Below are 20,206 nucleotides of genomic sequence, written 5' to 3'. Positions count from 1 at the left end.
GAGGCGGCTGCGACCGGTTGGCTGCGATCCGGACAATTCCCGATATCTGGTGCAAGTTTGAACGAAGATGATCTTGCTGTGAAGTGCGGGGGCGGAGGCTTGGAAGGGGAAATTCCGCCGCGTGGAGCCGTCCGTCAGGTGGTCTTTCCCTGGGTGACGCCTCGCCGGTGACCTGCCTCACCCGCGGAAGCTGACGCAAAGCCCTGCTACCCTGCGTCGTCAAATGACCGCTCTGAGTGATCCCCAGGGGTGCGCGTGAAGGTCGCCTGTGTCGGCGGCGGGCCCGCCGGCCTGTATCTGTCGATCCTGCTCAAACTGCAGGACCCGTCCCACGACGTCACCGTCTACGAACGCAACCCCGAGGGTTCGACGTACGGCTGGGGCGTCACCTACTGGCGCGGACTGCTCGACAAGCTGCACGCGCGCGACCCCGAGTCGGCTCGTGCCGTCGAGGAACACTCCGTCCGCTGGAACCACGGCGTCGCCCATGTCCGGGACCTCGCGACCCGCCAGGACGGCGACGAGGGCCACGGCATCGGCCGCCACCGCCTCCTGGAACTCCTCGCCGCCCGCGCCCGCTCGCTCGACGTCCGCCTGGAGTTCGAGCACGGCATCACCCCGGAGAACCTGCCCGACGCCGACCTGGTCGTCGCCGGCGACGGCGTCCACAGCGCCCTGCGGACCGCGCACGCCGCGCACTTCGGCAGCGAGGTCAGGGCGGGCCGCAACCACTACATCTGGCTCGGCACCACCAAGGTCTTCGACGCCTTCACCTTCGCCTTCGTCGAGACCGACCACGGCTGGATCTGGTGCTACGGCTACGGCTTCGGCCCCGACCGCAGCACCTGCGTCATCGAATGCGCCCCCGAGACCTGGACCGGCCTCGGCCTCGACCGGGCCGACGAGGGCGAGGGCCTGGCCCTCCTGGAGAAGCTCTTCGCCGGCATCCTGGACGGGCACGCCCTCATCGGCCGCTCCTCGTCCGACGGCAGCGCCCAGTGGCTGAACTTCCGCACGCTGACCAACCGCACCTGGTCGCACGGCAACCTCGTCCTGATGGGCGACGCCGCCCACACCACGCACTACTCCATCGGCGCCGGGACGACCCTCGCCCTGGAGGACGCCATGGCCCTGGCGGAGGCGCTGCGCGAGCACGCCGAACTCCCCGAGGCCCTCGCCCGGTACGAGCGGCAGCGCAAGGCGGAGCTGCTCTCCGTCCAGAGCGCCGCCCGCTACAGCGCCCAGTGGTACGAGAACCTCCCGCGCTACATCGGCCTGCCCCCGCAGCAGATGTTCGCCCTGCTCGGCCAGCGCCACTCCCCGCTGCTGCCGTACGTCCCGCCCCAGCTGTACTACCGCATCGACCGGGCCGCCGGGCAGCTGGAGGTGCTGCGCCGCTTCAAGCGCTGGCTGGGACCGAAGATCGCGCGCAACGTGCACGCCCGGGCGCTGGAGTCCCGCAAGGACTGAATGATCGCCGGAATCATCGCTTGGTGAATGGCTATTCACCCTCTATGGTGAATAGCCATTCACCTTTTTTTCATGTCCTGCTGGAGTGCTGATGGACGCACCCGCCCCGATACCCCGCCCGCTCCGGGACCGGCTGACGGTCCCGGTGCTGGCCTACGGCGGCATCCTCATGGCCGTCATGCAGACCGTGGTCGTCCCGCTGCTGCCGGACCTGCCGCGGCTGACCGGGGCCTCGCCCGGCACCGTCTCCTGGATGGTCACCGCGACCCTGCTCGCAGGAGCCGTCCTCACCCCGGTCCTCGGCCGAGCCGGGGACATGTACGGCAAACGCCGGGTTCTCATGGCGGCGCTCACCCTGATGGCCGTCGGTTCTGTGCTGTGCGCCCTGTCCTCCGACATCCGGGTGCTCATCGCCGCCCGCGCCCTGTCCGGCGCCGCCTCCGCCGTCGTGCCGCTGTCCATCAGCATCCTGCGCGACGAACTCCCGCCGGCGCGCCGGGGGAGCGCCGTCGCGCTGATGAGCTCGACCGTCGGCATCGGTGCGGCGCTCGGGTTGCCGCTCGCGGCGGTGATCGTGCAGTACGCGAACTGGCACGTCATGTTCTGGGTGACCGCGGTCCTCGGCGCCGTGGGTGTCGGAGCGGTGGGGTGGGCGGTGCGGGAGTCGCCGGTGCGCGAGCCGGGCCGGTTCGACGTGCCGGGCACGCTGGGGCTGGCCACCGGCCTGGTGTGTCTGCTGCTCGGGGTGTCGCAGGGCGGGCAGTGGGGGTGGGGGAGTGCGCGGATCGTCGGGCTCTTCGCGGCCGCCGTCGCCGTCCTCGCCCTGTGGTGGTGGCAGCAGCTGCGGGCCGAACGGCCGCTGGTCGACCTGCGGTTGGTGTCCCGGCCGCGCGTCGGGCTGTCGCACGTCGCCGCGCTGCTGACCGGGTTCGCGTTCTACGCCAACTCGCTCGTCACGGCCCAGCTGGTGCAGGCGCCCGAGGCCACCGGTTACGGGCTCGGCCTGTCGATCGTGCAGACCGGTCTGGTGCTGCTGCCGGGCGGCTTCATCATGTTGCTGTTCTCGCCCCTCTCCGCCCGGATCTCGGCCGCCCGCGGCCCGCGTGTCACGCTGGCGCTGGGCGCCGCGGTCATCGCGGCGGGGTACGCGGTACGGATCGCCGACAGCCGCGACCTGTGGATGATCATGGTGGGCGCGGCGGTCGTGGGCACCGGTACCACCCTGGCGTACTCGGCGCTGCCGACGCTGATCCTGCAGGCCGTCCCGGCCGGACAGACCGCGTCCGCCAACGGCGTCAACGTCCTCATGCGCACGATCGGCCAGGCCGTGTCGAGCGCCGCCGTCGCCGCGGTGCTGGTCCGGCACACCAGCCCGGTGGGCGGGCTCCCGGTGCCCACCCTGGACGGCTATCTGCTGGCCTTCGGCATCGCGGGCGCCATCGCCCTGGCGGGCAGCGCCGTCGCGCTCTGCATCCCCGGCGATCCCGGGACGGGCGGCACGCGGCGAGCCCGGGGACCCCGCCAGGAGGAGGTGATGGAGGGAGCATGAGAACCGTGAGCACTTCACCCACCGCCTCCGGCGAGACCCCCGCACGTCGGGACGCCGAGGCCACCAAGGCGGCGATCCTCAAGTCGGCCCGCTACCTCCTGACCCGGCATGCCCACGCCGACATCACCCTCAAGGACGTCGCCGAACGCGCCGGAGTCAGCCCGCCGCTGATCCTCAAGTACTTCGGCAACAAGGGCACCCTCTTCGCCCGCGTCATGTCCTTCGAGGCCGACGCGGAGGCGTTGCTCGACGCCCCGCTGCCCGAACTCGGCCGGCACATGGTGCGGCACGTCCTGGAGAGCCAGAGCCAACGCGGCCTCGACCCCCTGCTGCGGATCGCGTTCGCGCCTTTGCACGGCGAACTGGGCGACATCCTGCGCGCCAACTTCCGCACCCAGGTGACCGAACAGCTCGCCGACCGCCTCACCGGCCCCGACGCCGGCCTGCGCGCCGAGCTGGCCGTCGGCACCCTGGTGGGCCTGGGCGCCATGTACGGCGTCGCCCGCGTCCCGCACCTGCGGGCGAGCGCGATCGACGACATCGTCGACCGCTACGCCCCTCTGGTGCAGGCCCAGTTGACGCCTCCGGCCCGCTAGCCGAACAACCGGTCCAGGAAGGCGTTCCCGAACACGCGATGCGGATCGAGCCGGTCCAGGATCCCGGCCGCCTGCCCCCACGCGCCGTCCCCGAGCGACCCCGGCACCACCGTGCCCAGCACCTCCTCGTCCTCCCACACCGCGTCCTCGGTGTAGGCCCACCCCTTGGACCACTCCACCCGGGTGAGGGAGTCCGTGCCGTCGTGGCGGTCCAGCAGGAACCGCTCGATCTCCCGCAGGAACTTCTCCGCGTACGGCGTCCCCGGCAGCGTCAGGATGTCCAGCCAGACGGCCGTGTCCCACTCCGGACGGGCGGCGTCGGGCCGCAGCGCGGACAGCAACGGAGCCCGGGCGCCCACGAGTTCGGCGTCCGCCGGGTCGTCGAGGCCCGTCACCCGGATCTCCACCGAGCCGTTGACCGGGAACCGGCCGAGCGCGGAGTACACGGCAAGCCGCTCCCGGTAGAAGGCGGTGAACTCGGCGACGACCCGCTGCACCCGGTCCCGCCGGGTGAGCACCGCATAGCCGTTGGCGCTGACGCGCAGCGTGGTCGGCTTCAGATACAGCAGGGTGTTCTTCGACGGCCCCCAGAGGTCGGCCGACAGCGTCGCCACCAGACCGAGCGCGGCCGCGTCGTACTGCGCGTTCCCCAGCACCGGCGCCAGATACCAGGCCGCGTCCGACACCATCCGCCCGGCGATGTCCGCCACCAGCGTCGGGACGTTGTCGGAGAACGGGTAGTTGTACGGCGACGTCACCCGGCGCGAGGTGAGCGGCTTCGCCGGCTCGACGCTCCACACCTTCAGCCACGGGAACTCCGTGAACGCGAACCAGATCGCCTCCACCCGCCCCGCCTTGTCGAGATAGCTCGCGAGGGTGCGCCCGTCCCCGCCGGGCGCGGCGAAGAGTTCGGCGGCCGGGATGTCCGTACGGCTCACACAGCGCAGGTTGCTGTTCGCGCCGACGCGCAGCACCACTTCGGTGACGAGGGCCCGCCCGAGGTGGGTCAGCAGCACGGCGGCGTCAGCCTCGTCGCGTGCGAAGGTCCGCAGCACATAGGCGCCGCTTCCGGCGTCCCACACCACCGCCGTCACCGACAGCACCCGATTGCTGAGCGAGCCGTACGTCTGCCCCGGCAGCCGCTGCTCGCCCCGCGCCGGTACGGCGGTGCCGTGCGCGTCGATCGCCAGGGCGCCGCCCAGCGTGAGATCGCCGGGCGCGGGGGCGGCGGTGACCCCGAGACCGTGCCCCTCCAGGAAGGTGAGCAGGGCCTCCAGGGTGACGCCGGTACCGGCCCGTACGGCGTGCGACGACTCCAGGGCCAGGCCGGTCAGATGGGTGGCGGTGTCCACGAGGAGGACGGGGGCGTCCGACGGCGTGTCCTGCGTGACGGTCAGCGGGGACCAGCCGTGCGAGGAACCCCGGCCGCGCACTCTCCAGCCGTGGCGCCAGGCCCAGTTGACGACGGCGACGACCTGCTCGCCGTCGGCCGGGGCGCAGGCCCACAGGCCGGTCGCGGTGATCTCGCCGACCCAGTTCCGGTACGCCGTGCGGTAGAGGCCGACGTCGGCGGGGAAGTCCGGCAGTTCCGCCGCGGCCTCCGCCGGATCGGCCGGCAGCAGGGTCAGGGCGGCTGCGCTGAGGAGAAAGCTCCTGCGGGTCCATGAGTCCGTCACGGGCTCAAGCTAGGCACTCGGTCGACAGAGAGCGCTTGCCCGTCGAAGCCGTTCACTCAAGTGAGTGAAACATGCACGGACGGCGTCCCGGAGGAGCCCGTTCCGCGCACGGCCGTGACGGATGACAGACTGACGCCATGGACGAGCGCACTTTCGGCAGGTTGGGTCAGCAGGCATCCGTCGTCGGTCTCGGCACGTGGCAGTTGGGTGCCGACTGGGGAGACGTCGACGACAAGGAAGCCCTTTCGGTACTGGAGGCGGCGGCGGAGTCGGGAGTCACCTTCTTCGACACCGCCGACGTCTACGGCGACGGCCGCAGCGAGGAGACCATCGCGACGTTCCTGCGCAGCCGCCCCGATCTGCATGTGTTCGTGGCGACGAAGATGGGCCGCCGCGTCGAGCAGATCCCGCAGAACTACGTCCTCGACAACTTCCGCGCCTGGAACGACCGTTCCCGCCGCAACCTCGGCGTCGACCGCCTCGACCTGGTGCAGCTGCACTGCCCGCCCACCCCCGTCTACTCGAGCGACGAGGTCTTCGACGCGCTCGACACCCTCGTCGCGGAGGAGCGCATCGCCGCGTACGGCGTCAGCGTGGAGACCTGCGAGGAGGCCCTCACCGCGATCGCCCGGCCGGGTGTGGCGAGCGTGCAGATCATTTTCAACGCGTTCCGCATGAAGCCGTTGCAGAAGGTGCTCCCCGCCGCCCAGGAGGCGGGCGTCGGCATCATCGCCCGGGTGCCGCTCGCCTCCGGCCTGCTGTCGGGCAAGTACACCAAGGACACCGTCTTCCCCGAGAACGACCACCGCACCTACAACCGGCACGGCGAGTCCTTCGACGTCGGCGAGACCTTCTCCGGCGTCGACTACGCGACCGGTGTGGAGGCCGCCGCCGAGTTCTCCGCGCTCGCCCCCGAGGGGTACACCCCGGCACAGCTCGCCCTGCGCTGGATCATCCAGCAGCCCGGCGTCACCACCGTCATCCCCGGCGCCCGCAACCCGGAGCAGGCCCGCGCCAACGCGGCCGCCGCCGCGCTGCCGGAGCTGTCCACCGAGACGCTCGCCGCGATCCAGGACATCTACGACCGGCGGATCAAGGACCAGGTCGAGAGCCGCTGGTAGTCCGTGGGGGCGGGTGACCCGGCTGTTTGAACGATCAGGTACCGGGTTACCCGTCCCGCATGGTGCAGGCAGCGGAGAGGCGTACCGGCCGTGACGAGACCGAGGACGAGCGAGCCGACCGCATGTGGGGCGAGCTCATGCAGGAGATCCGCGTCGCCCAGATGGGCGTGCAGATCCTGTTCGGCTTTCTGCTGACCGTCGTGTTCACCCCGAAGTACGCCGACCTCGGGCACACCGAGCACGCCATCTACATCGTCACGGTCGTCCTCGGCGCCACCGCCACCGGCGCCCTCATCGGGCCGGTTTCGCTGCACCGCCTGGTCTCCGGGCGGCGCATCAAACCACGGGCGGTGGAGTGGGCCTCCAGGCTGACCTTCATCGGCCTGGTGCTGCTCCTCGTCACCACCGCCTCCTCGCTGCTGCTGATCCTCCGGGTCGCCACCCACGACGCGTTCGTGCCGTGGCTGGTCACCGCGGTAGTGGCGTGGTACCTCGTGTGCTGGTTCGTCGTCCCGCTGTGGGTGCGGCGCCGCTATACGACGAAGTGACGTCCGGGCGCGGGAGCTTCGCGAGCCGGCGGTCGTGCACCCGGCTCAGCACCAGCACCGACACGGTCGCCCCGACGAGCGCGCAGAACATGTCCCACTGTGTGTCCCACACATCCCCCTGTGTCGCGAGGAAGGCGTCCGCCGCCTGACCGCCGACCACCGCGGCCAGCCACTCCAGCATCTCGAACACGGCACTGAAGGCGAGGCACGCGCACACCGTCAGCGGCGCCAGCCAACGACTCCCGCGCAGCGGCGAGGTGCGGCTGAGCAACTCCCGCACCAGCACGGCCGGTACGAAGCCCTGCATGAGGTGGCCGAGCCGGTCGTACGGATTGCGCTCCAGGCCCAGTTCGTCGCGCAGCCAGTTGCCGAGCGGCACCTGGGCGTAGGTGTAGTGGCCGCCCACCATCAGCACCACCGCGTGCACGGTCAGCAGGCAGCACAGCAGGTCGGTGAGCGGGAAGCGGCGCCGGGTCAGCACGATCAGCGGCAGCCCCACCAGCACCCACACGGTCTCCAGGAACCAGGTGGTGCGGTCCTTCGGGGCCCACGCGGAGAGGACCATCCCCACGACCACGGCCCCCGCGAGGAGGGCGGGCAGCGGGCGGCGGGCTGCTGTCATGTTCAGGCTCCTTTTCGTCGGAGCCCCATCGTGCTGGGACCGCGCCCGCCCGGCATGAGTACGGTTACTCAGCCCGGTCCTGTGCGAAGAGCTCGGCGAGGAACTCGTCGACCCCGCTCCGCTCGCTGCCCGGCGGGACCAGTTCCCGGGTTCTGCGCAGGAACGTGGTCACCGCCGGGGCCCAGGCGAAGACCACGGCGTGATGCCGCCCGCCGTCGGGGTGGGGGTCACCGAGGAACTCGATGCGCAGCTCGTGCCCCATGCCCGTGGACACGGGGCGCATGCGCACGTCTCCCAGCCCGACGGGCTTGACCAGCCCCTCGGCGAGCATGTCGCGGTCGAGCCGCCAGCGGGCCAGCACCCGGCCGTCATGGCTGAACACGGCCGTGACGGCGAACGGGTCGGAGGCCTCGTACGACAGGTGGGCGAGCACCGGGAAGCGGTGCGTGACGCCGGCCTGGAGCTGCACGACCAGGGACTTGTGCACGAGGGGGTTCACCTGAGGGCCTCCGGGGAGAACGGACTTGGCCCCCTCTAGTACCCCCGTCGCGCACAAGATGCTCACTCCGGAGAGTGATTCCCGCGGGCTCCGCGCAACGCGGTGATGCAGGCGCCGATGGCCTGCTGCAATTCCTCCAGCTGCTGGACCATGTCGTCCTCGTAGAAGTCCTGCGCGTCGTCGAAGGTCAGCTCCTCGAAGACCTTCGTCGCCTTCTGAAGGCTGCTGTAGAACTTCGTCCGCCGTTCCTGGACGCGGAGTTCGGGGTCGGCCTCCACGGCCTCGACGACGAGGGTCTTCATGGTGTCGTAGGCCTCGGTGGCCCACTCGCCGGTGTCCTCGTCGTCCTCCAGCTCGTCCAGGAGCGAGAGATGGCGCTCGGCCTCCTGGCGGAGGTCGGCGGGCGCGTCGACGGTCTGGCCGGCCGGGGTCTTGATCTGGCCGGACTCGGCGATCTGGCGGACGTAGCCGATCCGGTCGGCGGCCCGGCTCTCGGTCGCGACGGCCTTCTTCAGGTCGTCGGTGCGCACGACGTCCCGGGCCAGCTCCGACTGGAGCTCCGGGTCCTCGCGCACCCGGTCCAGCAGTGCCTGGCGGGCGGCGCGGGCGGTGGAGGGGTCGGCGAGGATCGCGGCCCGCAGCGCGGTCGGGTTCTCGGCGACCTCCAACGCCTTCGTCGGCCGGATGCCCTCCGCCTCGGCGGCCTCGGCGATGGCGGTGCCGCGCTCGGACGTGGCGCTGTTGCGGGAGACGTAGTAGCTCAGCCACACGTCGGCGTCCGGGAGCTCCACCTCCTGGCCCGGCGTGAGCGCCTCGAAGTGCGGGACGATGCCGTCGTCGGCGGCCCGGTCCCATGCCTTGTAGTAGCGCATGACGCGGTCGGGCGAGCAGCCGGCGAGTTCGGCGAACTCCTTCGCCGACACCTTCGGCGTCTCGTCCGCGCCCTGCCCGCCGGGCCGGACGCTGCGCGCCACCATCAGGCCGAAGGCCCATCCGCCGGTCCGCGCGTAGACGCCGAACTCGCGGGCGTCCCGCGCCACGAGGTCGGACAGCGGCGCGGGGGACGTCTCGGCCGACGCCTCGGACGGATCGATCGCTAGGGTCACAGGTGTCTCTCCTGAGCAGGGGCTGACGGGACTGCACACGTGCAGACCGGCAGCCTATATCGACCCATTGGCGATGCTTTGGCAGACCCTGTGTGTCTAGTTCTCGAAGGCGTCGCGCAGTGCCGGGAGCAGGGTCTTCTCCGCCCAGTCCAGATACGCCGGCTGCGACTCGCCGCCGATCTGCACGAGGGCGATCTCCGTGAAACCGGCTTCCGCGTAAGGGCGTACGGCCTCGACGAAGTCGTCCGGGTCGTCGCCGCACGGGATCGACGCGGTGACGTCGTCCGGCGTCACGAACTGGGTCGCCGACTCGAACGCGTCGGGGTGCGGCAGCTCGGAGTTGACCTTCCAGCCGCTGCCGAACCAGCGGAACTGCGCGTGCGCCCGATGTACGGCCGTGTCCCGGTCGGGGTCGTAGCAGACCGGCAGCTGGCCGACGCGCGGCTTGCCCGCGCCGCCGTGCCGGTCGAATGAGTCCAGCAGCCCTGCCTTCGGCTCCGTCGCGATCACCAGGTCGGCGAGCCGGCCCGCGAGCGCGCAGGACTGCTCACCGGAGACGGCGACGCCGATCGGTACCGGCTCGTCCGGCAGGTCCCACAACCGGGCCGACTCCACGTCGAAGTGCGTGCCACGCCGGTTCACATGGCCGCCCGCGAAGAGCGCCCGGATGATCTCGACCGCCTCCTCCAGCATCTCGTGCCGCACGTCCACGGACGGCCAACCGCCGCCCACCACATGCTCGTTGAGATTCTCTCCGGAGCCGAGCCCCAGCCGGAAACGGCCCTCCGACAGCAACTGCATCGTCGCCGCCTTCTGGGCCACGACCGCCGGGTGGTAGCGGAACGTCGGACACGTCACATAGGTCATCAGCGGAATGCGCGAGGTGGCCTGCGCGGCGGCGCCGAGCACACTCCACGCGTACGGCGAGTGACCCTGCGAGCGCAGCCACGGAAAGTAGTGGTCCGAGGTCACCGAGAAGTCGAACCCCACCTCCTCGGCGCGCACCACATGGTCGACCAGCTCACGGGGCCCGGCCTGCTCGGTCATCATCGTGTATCCGATTTGCACCATAAGCTGCGAGTCCCCTGGCTGGGCCACCGAAAACGGCCGACCGGCATCTGGATCATGGCGGGGCCGCCGGGGGAGGATGCCCGCATGAGTGTGCGCCCCCTGCCCACGAGCACCCCGTCCGCCGAAGGTGTCGACGCGTCCGGCGTCCACGCCTTCCTCGACACCCTGGAAGCCTCCCCCGACATCGAGCCGCACAGCCTGATGCTGCTGCGCCACGGCAAGCTCGTCGCCTCCGGCTGGTGGGCGCCGTACACCGCCGACCGCCCCCATCTGCTGTACTCGCTCAGCAAGAGCTTCACGGCGACGGCCGCCGCCTTCGCCGTGGCCGAGGGGCTGCTTCGGCTCGACGATCCGGTGATCTCGTACTTCCCGGAGTTCGACGCCGACATCACCGACCCGCGCAGCCGCGCGATGCTCGTCCGGCATGTCGCGACGATGGCCAGCGGGCACGCGGCCGAGACCCACGAGCGGGCCCAGGCGGCGGACCCCGAGGAGCCGGTGCGCGGCTTCCTCCTGCTGCCGCCGGACGGCGACCCGGGCACGGTCTTCGCCTACAACCAGCCCACCACCTACACCCTCGCCGCGATCGTCCAGCGGCTCACGGGCCAGACCCTCACCGACTATCTGCGCCCCCGCCTCTTCGACCCGATCGGCATCGGCGACGTGGCCTGGCTGGGGGACCGGACCGGACGCGAGCTCGGTTTCAGCGGCCTGCACGCCACCACCGACGCGCTCGCCCGGCTCGGGCAGCTCTACCTCCAGGACGGTGTGTGGGAGGGCGAGCGGGTGCTGCCCGAGGGGTGGGTCGAGGAGGCGACCCGGCCCCACATCGCGAGCGGGGACGAGACGTGGTCGGCGGACTGGCGGCGGGGTTACGGCTACCAGTTCTGGATGTCCCAGCACGGCTATCGCGGGGACGGGGCCTACGGGCAGTACTGCCTCGTGCTGCCCGAGCAGGACGCCGTGATCGCGTTCACCGGGGCCACCGACCAGATGCAGGCGGTCCTCGACCTGGTCTGGCGGCATCTGCTCCCGGCGTTCGGGCGGACGGCGCCGGACGCGGACGCCTCGCTGGCCGAGCGCATGGCCGGGCTCGCGCTGCCGCCGGCCGAGGGCAAGCCGGTCCCGTTGGAGGACGCCGTCACGTTCACGCCGTACGACGGCGGCTGCGCGGATCTTCCGAAGCTGACGGCCGTGGAGGTCGCCGCGGACGGCCGGCGGGTGACGTTCGTCGAGGACGGGCAGCGGCTGGAGCTGGGATGCGGTGAGGCCGGCTGGACCGTCACCGAGGGCCCGGTACCGGCCGCGGTGAGCGGAGGCCGGACCGGCGAGGACACCCTCGTGCTCGACGTGGCGCTGCTGGAGACACCGCACCACGTCGACGTGACCTGCTCGCTCACGGACCGGACGTTCACCGCGACGTGGCGCACGCGGCCCCTGCACAGCTCCCGCATCGGGGCGATGCGCGCACCCCGCGACTCAGTCTGACGGCACTCTGAAGGTCCGCAGGATCGTCTCCAGGGCCTTCTGGTTGGCGGCGTCGTCCCAGTCGGCCGCCGGGGTCGTCCAACGCAGCGAGTAGCCGCGGCCGCCGCCGATGAGGAAGCCCCGGCCCAGGGTCTGCACGCGGGTGCCGTCGACGGTGGCGAGCCACTCCATGTCGGCGGCCTCGCGGCCCTGGTACGTGGTCGCCCGGATGTTCCCGACGCGCTGGTAGTCGCCGTACTGCTTGAGTGACGGCTCGACGTCGTCCCGCCAGACGGCGACCGGGTCGTCGCCGACGCGCGTGCTGTAGGTGACGGCAAGCGTGCGGGGGTCGCCCTCGGCGCCGAGGATGACCCGGTAGGCCAGGTCCTCCTGTGTCTTCGTGCTGAGCACCTTCCAGCCCCGGGGGAGCGAGACGGAGAAGCCCTGCGGCGCGGTGTAGTGCTGGAACTCGGGGGTCGGGGAAGGAGTCGCGCTGGTCGTCTCGACGGTGGAGCTGGGCGATGGCGTGGGAGTCGCCGTCGGGGTGGGGGTCGGCTGCGGTGACGGCTGGGCCGGCGGTCCGCCGGGGGCCGAGGCCGTCGGTCTGACCGGTGGGGCATCCGCCGCGGAGTTGTCGGAGTCCGTGGGGAGGTGACCGGTCGCGGCGAGGACCGCGGCGGTGACGGTGACGACGGCCAGCACCGTGCCGGCGGCCATCGTGCGCCGGTTCCGGCCCGGTCCGGCGGCGTAGAGGCGGCGCAGCCGGGAGGCGGGGGCCTCGGCCGACGCTGCGGCCGGATCCTCGCTCACGACGCGGGCGAGGGCCTCGCGGGCCGGCTGACGGCTGAGCCGTTCCCGGGAGTTCTTGCGGAGCAGCCCCTGCACGGTCGGGGTGAGCGGTCCGGCCCGCACCGGGCTGCGCAGCGGCAGCCGGTCCACGCCCTTCAGCGTCGTCGACGGGCTGTCCCGGTCCAGGAACGGCGGCCGGCCCTCGACCATCGTGTAGAGCATCGCGCCGAGCGCCCACAGGTCCGCGGCCGGACCGATCCGCTCGTCACGGGCCTGCTCCGGGGAGGCGTACGAGGGTGCGCTGACCCGGGGGGCGAGGGTCGCCCCGGCCAGCCCGAAGCCCGTGACGACGAGGGGGCCGTCGTCCCGCACGAACACCTGGCCGGGACTGAGCTCGCCGTGGGTGATGCCCTCGTTGTGCCCGGCCTCCAGCACGTCGAGCAGCTCCAGACCGATGCCGGCGGCGCGCGCGTAGTCGAACGTGCCCTGGCGTTCCAGGAGTTCGCCCAGCGGGGTGCCGTCGATCCATTCGGTGACGGTCCACAGGGTGCCGTACTCCTCTACGGCGTCGACCACCGCGGCGACCCGGCCCGGGCAGAGCCGGCCCATGGTCTCGGACATCCGGACCACCCGGGCGACGGCCCGCCGCGCGCCCTCCCCGTCGGGGTCGGGCGGCAGCCCTATCTGGGTGAGGAGACAGGGGCGGCCGGCCTCGACGTCCTCGCCGGTCCAGCAGACACGGTTGGTCTCGCGGTGGAGGACCTCCAGGAGCCGGTACCGTCCGGCGACCAGCTCTTGTGTGGAGACGTGCGCCTCGACCATGCTCATCCCTCGCTGAACCCCGGGCTCTCACCTTTCCCACTGGTACGAAGGGCGCGACCGGGTGCGTTCAGCCGGACGGCAACTGCTTTCCTGACATGCAGTCACCGAGCCGGAACTGACGATCGGTCAGGGGTGAGTGCCGCAGGGTCAGAGAAGGCCGAATCGTCCCGCCCAGGCCATGACGTCCCCGGTGGTCGCGTTGCCGCCGCAGACGACCAGTCCCAGCCGGGCTCCGTCCCCGACCCGCTCCAGCACGTGCCGCGCCGCGGGCAGCAGACAGCCCGCGGCGGGCTCGGTCCACAGCTTGGCGTGGTCGGCGAGCTGGAGCGAGCCTTGCACGGCCTCCCGGTCGGTGACCACGAGCACCTCGTCGACCAGGGCCGACACATGGTCGTACGTCAGCTGCGACACGGCGGGGGCGCTGAGCGTGGACACGATCGACGACAGCGCGACCGGCACCGGCCCGCCCGCCGTCAGCGCCTCGGACATGGCCGTGGCGCCCTCGGTCTCCACACCCCAGATCCGCACCCCCGGACGCCGGGCGCGCAGCGCCGCCGCGACCCCCGCGATCAGCCCGCCGCCCCCGATGCTGACGAGGACGTCCGTGAGCTCCCCGGCGTCCTCCGCGAACTCCAGGCCCACGGTGCCCTGCCCGGCGACGACCTGGGGGTCGTCGAAGGGGTGGACCAGCGTCAGCCCCTCGTCGCGCAGCCGGGTCACGAGCGAGAACGCGCCGTCCATGTCCTCGGTCAGCCGCACCGCGGCACCGGCCGCCTCGGCGATCTCCACGGCACGGGCGGGCGCCGAGCGCGGCATGACCACCGTGGCCTTCACATGGAGGTCCGCGGCCGTCATCGCGAGCGCGATGCCGTGGTTGCCGCCGCTGACCGCGACCACACCGGCGGCCCGCTCGGCGGCGCTCAGCGAGAGCAGCTTCGCCGTCGCGCCGCGCGCCTTGAACGAGCCGGTGCGCTGGAGCAGTTCGAGCTTGGCGGTGACCGGAACGCCGAGCAGCGCGGACAGGCCGGGGCTCGGCACGGTGGGGGTGCGGACGATGTGTCCGGCGATCCGCTCGGCCGCGGCTTCGATCTCGGAGATCCCGATCAAGGCAGTCACCCTTCCCGGTACGGACCTCCCGTACCGCTTCGACCCTGACGCGGCGCGCGGCGGCGGTCAACCGGGTTCCGGGACGGCCGCCTCAGAGGTCGCGCCGGACCAGGAAGTCCAGCAGGCGCCGCAGCTCGTGCAGCGCGGCCGTCTCCAGCGGCACCTCGTCGAGCGAGGCCTGAGCGGCGTCGAGATGCCGGCGTGCCTCGGTGACGGCCGCCGTCCGGCCGCCCGCCTCCTCGATCAGGGCGGCCGCCTCGGCGGGGCGGTCGCCGGTTTCCAGGAGCTGCGCGAGGCCCGGGGCGTCGAGGGCGACCAGCACCGGGTACGTCTTCTTCCGTTCCCGGAGATCGGCATGCACGGGCTTGCCGGTGACGGCTGGGTCGCCCCAGATGCCCAGCACGTCGTCGACGACCTGGAAGGCGATCCCGACGTGCCGCCCGGCCCGGTCGAGCGCGTCGACCGCGGCCGCCGGGGCACCGCCCAGCAGGGCACCCAGCCCCAGCGCACAGCCCAGCAGCGCACCCGTCTTGTGCTCGGCCATCGCCCGGTACTCGGCCGGCCGGACCCGCCCCGGACCGGCCCAGGGCCGCTCGGCGAACAGCAGGTCGTCGGCCTGCCCGCGCACCAGGTCGCCGAGCGCCCGGGCCGTCAGCCGGACGGCGGCGGGCCCGTGACCGGTGTCCGCGAGGGTCTCGACCGCCAGGGCGAACAGCGCGTCGCCCGCGAGGACCGCGGGACCGGTGCCGTACGCCTTCCAGGCGGTGGCGCGGCCCCGCCGGGCCGTGTCGCCGTCCATGATGTCGTCGTGCACCAGCGAGAAGGTGTGCAGCAGCTCCACCGCCACCGCGGCCGGCACCCCGGCCCGGGCGGGCGCCCCGACCGCCTCGGCGCCGAGCACCGCCAGCGCCTGCCGTACGCCCTTGCCGCCGGACGCGGCCGCTGACGCGCCGCCGACCTCGCACCAGCCGAAGGAGTAGGCGGCCATCTCACCCACCCACGGGTGCAGCCGATCCACGGCCGCCCGTAGCGCGGGGCGCACCAACCCACGGCAGCGGTCGAGGACTTGAGGCACCTCGACGATTTGTGTGAGGGCCGGGGTCACCGTACGGCCTCCGCCCGCACGCCGAACTCCGTCTGCGCCCGCGCCACCATCTCCTGCGCGTGCCGCAGGCCGATGCGGCCCAACACCTCGTACAGGTCGGCGAGTTCGGCGGCGGTCTCGCGGGGGGCGCGGCCGAGCTGTGCCCGCGACTTGGCCAGCCCCAGCCGCGCCAGCGCCTCCCCGCGCGGCTCGCTCATCGCCCGGAACTCCGCGAGCGCCTCCTCGTACAGCTCCCGGGCCTCGGCGTAACGCCCGGCGCGGTACAGGACGTTGGCGCGCATCTTGTGGTTGTAGGCGAGGGCGCCGGAGAGGTTCATCGCGCGGCAGCCGGCCTCCGCCTCCGACAGCAGCGTCAGGGCCCGCTCCACGTCGCCGTCGCGCACGGAGACGATGTCGGCGAGTCCGCGCAGCGCCCAGGCGTGGCCACGCCGGTCGTCCGCCCGCGCGGCGACCTCCGCGGCCTCCTCGAAGAGCGCGAACGCGGTGTCGTACGCACCGGTGTTGCGGTGCATCTGCGCGATGCCCTCCAGCGCCCACACCGTGTGCCGGGCCTCCCCGCGCCGGCGCGCCTCGGCCAGCAACTGCTCGTGCAGCCGCCCGACCGCCTCGTAGTCACCCTGGATCCGGCCGGTCTCCGCCAGCCCCGCCAGCGAGTAGCCCCGCACGACGATGTCCCCTCCGCGCTCGCCGAGTTCGGCCGCCAGGCCCAGCAGCCGGCGGGCCAGGGCGAGCGCGCCGCGCTGCCGGGCCAGGGTGCCGCCGCTCCACAGGGCCCAGGCCATCGCGCCGAGATCGCCGGCCGCACGCGCCGCCCGGTAACTCGCCTTCCACGCCCGGTCCGCCTCGCCGACGCGCCCGAGCCGCCGGTGCGCCTCGGCGACCGCCAGCCCGGAGCGCGCCGCCTCAGCGCTCTTGCCGGCCTGCTCGGCGGCCCTCAACTGCTCGGTGCCTGCGGCCAGTACGTCGGTCAGGGAGGAGTTCACGGACAGGGTGGTCAGGGCGCCCTGATACTCCGGGGCGAATGCCTTGCCGTACATGGATGCCTTTCGATACGCGTGCACGAGTGGTGACCAGCACGCCTATGCGCCGCGCGTATACACGATGTGTATACATGGTGCGTATAGTGCGCCGAAAACCGGCCCTGACCCGTTGCGGGCCAGGGCGCGTCACCTGTTGCCGATCAAGACGTCGGTCGGCTCGGCGGGGTTGCTCGTGAGGCGCAGATCACCTTCGAGGGCTAGTGCTGCTGTGGCTTGTTCGGGGTCGTCTCGCTCGGGCGTACGACGACGTATCCCTGGCCCTTGAGCATCAGTTGGACCGCTTCCCCCGACCCTCCTCGCAGCATCGAGCCGATGGACTGCGAACGGTGCAGGGAGGTCTGGAGGCCGGCCGTCCAGCCGACGACCGCGTCCGTGTCGACGTAGACCGGGAACTGCGCCGAGACCGGGATGACCAGCGGATTGCCCTCGCAGACCAGACCGAGACGGCCCTGCCCCGTGAAGACGCTGTTGAACAGCCCGCCCCCGCTGATCCCGGCGCCCTTCACCGTCGCGATCCGGTACGACAACGAGGCGTCGAAACACAGGACGTTGCGCCCGTTGACCGTGAACTCGTCGCCGGGGTCGACGTCGACGACGAAGCAGTTCTGCGCCTCCTGCGCGAACCAGGCCTCGCCCTGACCGCGCACGGCCATCAGCGGCAGGCCCTCGCCGGTGACCGCGCGCTTCAGCATGCCGCCCACGCCCTGGCCCTTGCGCTCGAACTGGAGGTTGCCGCGATAGGCGATCATCGAGCCCTGGCGGGCGAGCATCTCGCCGTTCACCGCGTACCTGATGCACTTGGCGTTCTCGACCGTCATGCCCGGCGCCGTGGCCGGCTGGACCATGTGCTCACTGGAAAACAGGTCACCCTTCATGAGGGCATGGTGTCCCGGACGGTTTCGTTCCGTCACGGGGCCGGGGGTGGTGGCGTGTCGGGATCAGGCGCCGAAGAGCTGGGTCCAGTACGTGCCCGCCGGACCGCCGCCCGCGAAGCCGATCCCGATGTGGGTGAAGTCCGGTGCGAGGATGTTGGCGCGATGGCCGGGGCTGTTCATCCAGCCCTCGACGACCTCGGCGGGGGAGCGCTGGCCGCAGGCTATGTTCTCGCCGATCGAGCGCCGGCTCGCGCCCGCGGCGGCGGCCCGGTCCCAGGGCCGGCTGCCGTCCGGTGAGGTGTGGGAGTAGAAGGCGCGGGCGATCATGTCCGTGCTGTGTGCCTGGGCGGCGGTGGTGAGACGGGGGTCGACGGTCAGGGGTGGCAGACCGTGACGGGTGCGCTCGCGGTTGGTGCGGTCGACCACCTCGGTGGCCGTCCGGGTCAGTTCGGCGGGGGTGAGGGGGCGGGCCCACAGGGCGGTCCAGTAGAGGTCGCCGGAGCGGTGGTCGGCTGCATACGCCACACCCGTGTGCGTGAAGGCCGGGTCGTGCAGGGTCTGCCGGGGCTGGGCGGTGCGCAGGCAGTAGTCGACGAACTCGGCCGGGCCGCGCGGGCCGGAGACGAGGTGCTCGCCGACGGTGACGTACGTGAATCCGGTGGCGGTCAGGCGCTGGTAGACGGAGACGCCGTCCATGGCCTCGACGCCGAGGCGGCCCGACGCGGCCATCGCGGAGGCGTGGGCGTGGGCGGCGGAGATGAGGCGGGCGTCCAGGGCGACGGGCGGGGAACCGGCGGCGGCGCGCGCGGAGTTGACCAGGGCGAGGAAGCCGCCGGGGTCGGAGGAGGGGGACGGGGTGGCCCGCGGCGCGGGAGGAGGGGTTGTGTCCTCGGTGACCTCCACGCCGAAGTCCCGTGCCAGACCGGCCAGTCCGTCGGCGTACCCCTGGCCGAGGGCGCGCAGCTTCCAGCCGGGGCCGCGCCGGTAGACCTCCGCGAGGAGCAGGACGGTCTCCTGCCGCGGCCGGGGTGGGGCGAAGCGGGCCAGGAGGCGGCCGCCGGGACCGGTGACGTCGAGGACGGGGGCGGGCAGCCGGCCCAGGGGAGTGCCGGGGTCGGCCGGGCTGACGACGACCGTGACCCTGGCGGCGCCGGCCCGCAGTCGCGCCGGGTCGAGGGTCAGGGTGTCGCCGGTGAGCCGGGCTCCGGGGGCGGCGGGCTGGTTGTAGAAGACGAAGTCGGCGTCGCCCCGGACCTTGCCGTCGTCGTCGGTGATCAGCGCGGACAGGTCGAACGGGCCGGGAACCCGGACGGTCACGATGCCGCCCGGGAGGGGCAGATTGCCCCCGGGAACCAACTCGGTCATCGGCCGTCCTGCTGGGGTCGAGGTGCGGAGCCCCGGGAGGGGGTGTCCGGACAACGTCCGCCCACCTGCCCGGGTTCCCGGCGACCCGGCCCCCGCGCGGTTCGCGTTCCCGTCGGCTCAGTCCCTGAGCACTCCCGGCGCGATGTCCTCGTACCGCTCCACTCCGGCCGCCGAGCCGCGCAGTGTCTTCGCCCGCTTGCCGCAGAACGCCGACTCCAGCGTGCCGAACATCGTGTTGAGGACCGTTCCGTTGTTGGAGGTGTTCACGGCCGCGCTGAGGCTGCGCCTGCCGTCCTTCGAGGTGAACGCGTACGTGTAGTAGCCCTGGACGGCGCCCGTGTGGCCGTACACCGACACCCCGCACGACAGCGTCCGGCGGCGCAGCCCGAGGCCGTACGACGTGTTGCCGTTCACCTTCCACCAGCGCTGCATCTGGTCCAGGCTCGCGGCGGACGTCAGCTTCCCGCGGAGCAGCGCGGACAGGAACGTGTTGAGGTCCTTGGCGGTGGAGATGATCGAGCCCGCGCTCTGCGCCCAGGACGTGGTCTGCCGGGTGGCGTCGACCAGGGCCGCGCCGGGCGTGTCCGGGGTGAGGTAGCCGCGGGCGTGGCGGCCGGGGAGCTTCGTGTCCGGGTGGACGTAGAAGGTGTCGCGGAGTTTCAGGGGCGCGAAGATGCGGTCCTGGTACGCCGTCCGCACGGACTGCCCGGTCAGCTTCTCGATGAGCATCCCGGCGACGACGAAGTTGGTGTTGGAGTACGAGTAGGCGGCGCCCGGGCGGTTGGTGCGGGCGTGCCGCAGCGAGCGTGTGACCAGCTCGCGGTAGGTGAAGACCTTGGTGCGGACGGCCTCGAAGCCCGGGACCGTGCTCGCGAACATGTCGTTGGTGTAGTCGTACAGCCCGCTGCGATGGCTCAGGACGTGCCGCACGGTGATGCGGTCGTCGGGCAGCAGGCCCGGCAGGTAGCGGTTGACCGACGTGTCGAGTGCGAGCTTCTTCTCGTCGACCAGCTGGAGCAGCACCACGGCGGAGAAGGTCTTGGTGACGGAGCCGATGCGGAACCGGTCGAGCGTGCTGATGGTGCGTCCGGTCTTGCGGTCGGCGACTCCGGTGACCGCCCGGTAGACCGTGCCCTGGTCGTCGATCCGGGCCAGTGCGCCGGGCGCGCCCTGCCGCCGGGCCGTGCGCAGCACCGCGCGGACGCCTTCGAGGTCCGGCTTCGCCAGGGCCGCGGTGCCGGTGGAGCCCGTGGACGCGCTGTCCGCCGTGGCGTGGGCCGGTACCGCCAGCAGGGAGAGCAGCACCGTCCCCGACACCGTTGCCTTGCGCAGCATTTGTGTTGACATCCGACTGTTTCTCCCGTTTCTGCCGGTGAGT

The 20,206-nt window shown here is 72.2% G+C and carries 18 protein-coding genes; 6 read left to right on the top strand and 12 right to left on the bottom strand.

The features are described 5' to 3' along the window. Window positions 1-255 precede the first annotated feature (255 nt). From EJC51_RS05825 to EJC51_RS05815, 3 genes are all read left to right on the top strand, one after another. Window positions 256-1,470 (top strand): FAD-dependent monooxygenase, encoded by a 1,215-nt coding sequence (locus EJC51_RS05825; protein ID WP_207924889.1) that lies wholly within the window; start codon window positions 256-258, stop codon window positions 1,468-1,470. Window positions 1,471-1,561: 91 nt separating this feature from the next. Continuing rightward, entirely contained in the window at window positions 1,562-3,019 is a 1,458-nt protein-coding gene (locus EJC51_RS05820) for an MFS transporter (protein ID WP_126270039.1), read from the top strand. Beyond that, window positions 3,016-3,615: a TetR/AcrR family transcriptional regulator gene (locus EJC51_RS05815; protein WP_126270038.1), complete on the top strand. Its 600-nt coding sequence runs from the start codon at window positions 3,016-3,018 to the stop codon at window positions 3,613-3,615. The genes EJC51_RS05820 and EJC51_RS05815 overlap by 4 nt, the downstream gene beginning before the upstream one ends. On the opposite strand, the gene EJC51_RS05810 is transcribed toward EJC51_RS05815, so the two are convergent. Then, window positions 3,612-5,291, bottom strand: a complete 1,680-nt coding sequence (locus EJC51_RS05810) for a cholesterol oxidase substrate-binding domain-containing protein (RefSeq protein ID WP_126270037.1) — start codon at window positions 5,289-5,291, stop codon at window positions 3,612-3,614. The two genes, EJC51_RS05815 and EJC51_RS05810, sit on opposite strands and share 4 nt — an antisense overlap. Window positions 5,292-5,428: 137 nt before the next feature. On the opposite strand from EJC51_RS05810, the gene EJC51_RS05805 reads away from it, so the two are divergent. Both EJC51_RS05805 and EJC51_RS05800 read left to right on the top strand, forming a co-directional pair. Beyond that, a complete protein-coding gene (locus EJC51_RS05805) occupies window positions 5,429-6,412 on the top strand; it encodes an aldo/keto reductase (RefSeq protein ID WP_126270036.1) in 984 nt (327 codons plus the stop codon). A 59-nt stretch (window positions 6,413-6,471) separates the two neighbouring features. Next, a complete protein-coding gene (locus tag EJC51_RS05800; RefSeq protein ID WP_126270035.1) occupies window positions 6,472-6,960 on the top strand; it encodes a DUF6328 family protein in 489 nt (162 codons plus the stop codon). On the opposite strand, the gene EJC51_RS05795 is transcribed toward EJC51_RS05800, so the two are convergent. The 4 genes from EJC51_RS05795 to EJC51_RS05780 form a co-directional block, all read right to left on the bottom strand. Beyond that, on the bottom strand, window positions 6,881-7,582 hold the full coding sequence (locus tag EJC51_RS05795; RefSeq protein WP_126270034.1) for a DUF2238 domain-containing protein: 702 nt from the start codon (window positions 7,580-7,582) through the stop codon (window positions 6,881-6,883). The two genes, EJC51_RS05800 and EJC51_RS05795, sit on opposite strands and share 80 nt — an antisense overlap. Before the next feature lie 64 nt (window positions 7,583-7,646). Next, window positions 7,647-8,081: an SsgA family sporulation/cell division regulator gene (locus tag EJC51_RS05790; RefSeq protein ID WP_126270033.1), complete on the bottom strand. Its 435-nt coding sequence runs from the start codon at window positions 8,079-8,081 to the stop codon at window positions 7,647-7,649. A 62-nt stretch (window positions 8,082-8,143) separates the two neighbouring features. Continuing rightward, the gene (locus tag EJC51_RS05785) at window positions 8,144-9,187 is read right to left on the bottom strand and encodes a hypothetical protein (RefSeq protein ID WP_126270032.1); all 1,044 of its coding nucleotides are present in this window, start codon (window positions 9,185-9,187) and stop codon (window positions 8,144-8,146) included. Between the two features lie 96 nt (window positions 9,188-9,283). Continuing rightward, entirely contained in the window at window positions 9,284-10,258 is a 975-nt protein-coding gene (locus EJC51_RS05780) for an LLM class F420-dependent oxidoreductase (RefSeq protein ID WP_126270031.1), read from the bottom strand. 84 nt (window positions 10,259-10,342) lie between these two features. Between EJC51_RS05780 and EJC51_RS05775 the strand changes: the two genes are divergently transcribed. After that, window positions 10,343-11,746, top strand: a complete 1,404-nt coding sequence (locus EJC51_RS05775; protein WP_126270030.1) for a serine hydrolase domain-containing protein — start codon at window positions 10,343-10,345, stop codon at window positions 11,744-11,746. Here EJC51_RS05775 and EJC51_RS05770 read toward each other — a convergent pair. The 7 genes from EJC51_RS05770 to EJC51_RS05740 all read right to left on the bottom strand — a co-directional run bounded on the left by EJC51_RS05770 (window position 11,738) and on the right by EJC51_RS05740 (window position 20,163). Continuing rightward, entirely contained in the window at window positions 11,738-13,342 is a 1,605-nt protein-coding gene (locus EJC51_RS05770; RefSeq protein ID WP_244362511.1) for a serine/threonine protein kinase, read from the bottom strand. The two genes, EJC51_RS05775 and EJC51_RS05770, sit on opposite strands and share 9 nt — an antisense overlap. A 141-nt stretch (window positions 13,343-13,483) precedes the next feature. Next, window positions 13,484-14,443, bottom strand: coding sequence for a threonine/serine dehydratase family protein (locus EJC51_RS05765; RefSeq protein ID WP_126270029.1), 960 nt, complete (start codon window positions 14,441-14,443; stop codon window positions 13,484-13,486). Between the two features lie 91 nt (window positions 14,444-14,534). Continuing rightward, the gene (locus EJC51_RS05760) at window positions 14,535-15,548 is read right to left on the bottom strand and encodes a polyprenyl synthetase family protein (protein ID WP_244362509.1); all 1,014 of its coding nucleotides are present in this window, start codon (window positions 15,546-15,548) and stop codon (window positions 14,535-14,537) included. After that, window positions 15,545-16,585 (bottom strand): tetratricopeptide repeat protein, encoded by a 1,041-nt coding sequence (locus EJC51_RS05755; protein ID WP_126270028.1) that lies wholly within the window; start codon window positions 16,583-16,585, stop codon window positions 15,545-15,547. Before EJC51_RS05755 ends, EJC51_RS05760 begins: the two co-directional genes overlap by 4 nt. Before the next feature lie 200 nt (window positions 16,586-16,785). Beyond that, window positions 16,786-17,463, bottom strand: a complete 678-nt coding sequence (locus tag EJC51_RS05750; RefSeq protein WP_126270027.1) for an AIM24 family protein — start codon at window positions 17,461-17,463, stop codon at window positions 16,786-16,788. Between the two features lie 63 nt (window positions 17,464-17,526). Then, entirely contained in the window at window positions 17,527-18,828 is a 1,302-nt protein-coding gene (locus EJC51_RS05745; RefSeq protein ID WP_126270026.1) for a CAP domain-containing protein, read from the bottom strand. 117 nt (window positions 18,829-18,945) lie between these two features. Beyond that, window positions 18,946-20,163 carry a serine hydrolase domain-containing protein gene (locus tag EJC51_RS05740; protein WP_425276782.1) on the bottom strand — a complete coding sequence of 406 codons (1,218 nt, stop codon included), beginning with the start codon at window positions 20,161-20,163 and terminating at the stop codon, window positions 18,946-18,948. Window positions 20,164-20,206 lie beyond the last annotated feature (43 nt).

Source organism: Streptomyces aquilus (genome assembly GCF_003955715.1).
GTDB classification, from domain to species: Bacteria; Actinomycetota; Actinomycetes; order Streptomycetales; family Streptomycetaceae; genus Streptomyces; species Streptomyces aquilus.
This window is presented reverse-complemented; position numbering and strand designations above follow the sequence as displayed.

Coding starts and splice junctions, on each gene's coding strand:
- EJC51_RS05820 (WP_126270039.1), top strand. CDS start 1,562: ATGGACGCACCCGCCCCGATACCCCGCCCGCTCCGGGACCGGCTGACG.
- EJC51_RS05815 (WP_126270038.1), top strand. CDS start 3,016: ATGAGAACCGTGAGCACTTCACCCACCGCCTCCGGCGAGACCCCCGCA.
- EJC51_RS05805 (WP_126270036.1), top strand. CDS start 5,429: ATGGACGAGCGCACTTTCGGCAGGTTGGGTCAGCAGGCATCCGTCGTC.
- EJC51_RS05800 (WP_126270035.1), top strand. CDS start 6,472: ATGGTGCAGGCAGCGGAGAGGCGTACCGGCCGTGACGAGACCGAGGAC.
- EJC51_RS05795 (WP_126270034.1), bottom strand. CDS start 7,582: ATGACAGCAGCCCGCCGCCCGCTGCCCGCCCTCCTCGCGGGGGCCGTG.
- EJC51_RS05780 (WP_126270031.1), bottom strand. CDS start 10,258: ATGGTGCAAATCGGATACACGATGATGACCGAGCAGGCCGGGCCCCGT.
- EJC51_RS05775 (WP_126270030.1), top strand. CDS start 10,343: ATGAGTGTGCGCCCCCTGCCCACGAGCACCCCGTCCGCCGAAGGTGTC.
- EJC51_RS05770 (WP_244362511.1), bottom strand. CDS start 13,342: ATGAGCATGGTCGAGGCGCACGTCTCCACACAAGAGCTGGTCGCCGGA.
- EJC51_RS05755 (WP_126270028.1), bottom strand. CDS start 16,585: ATGTACGGCAAGGCATTCGCCCCGGAGTATCAGGGCGCCCTGACCACC.
- EJC51_RS05750 (WP_126270027.1), bottom strand. CDS start 17,463: ATGAAGGGTGACCTGTTTTCCAGTGAGCACATGGTCCAGCCGGCCACG.
- EJC51_RS05745 (WP_126270026.1), bottom strand. CDS start 18,828: ATGACCGAGTTGGTTCCCGGGGGCAATCTGCCCCTCCCGGGCGGCATC.
- EJC51_RS05740 (WP_425276782.1), bottom strand. CDS start 20,163: ATGCTGCGCAAGGCAACGGTGTCGGGGACGGTGCTGCTCTCCCTGCTG.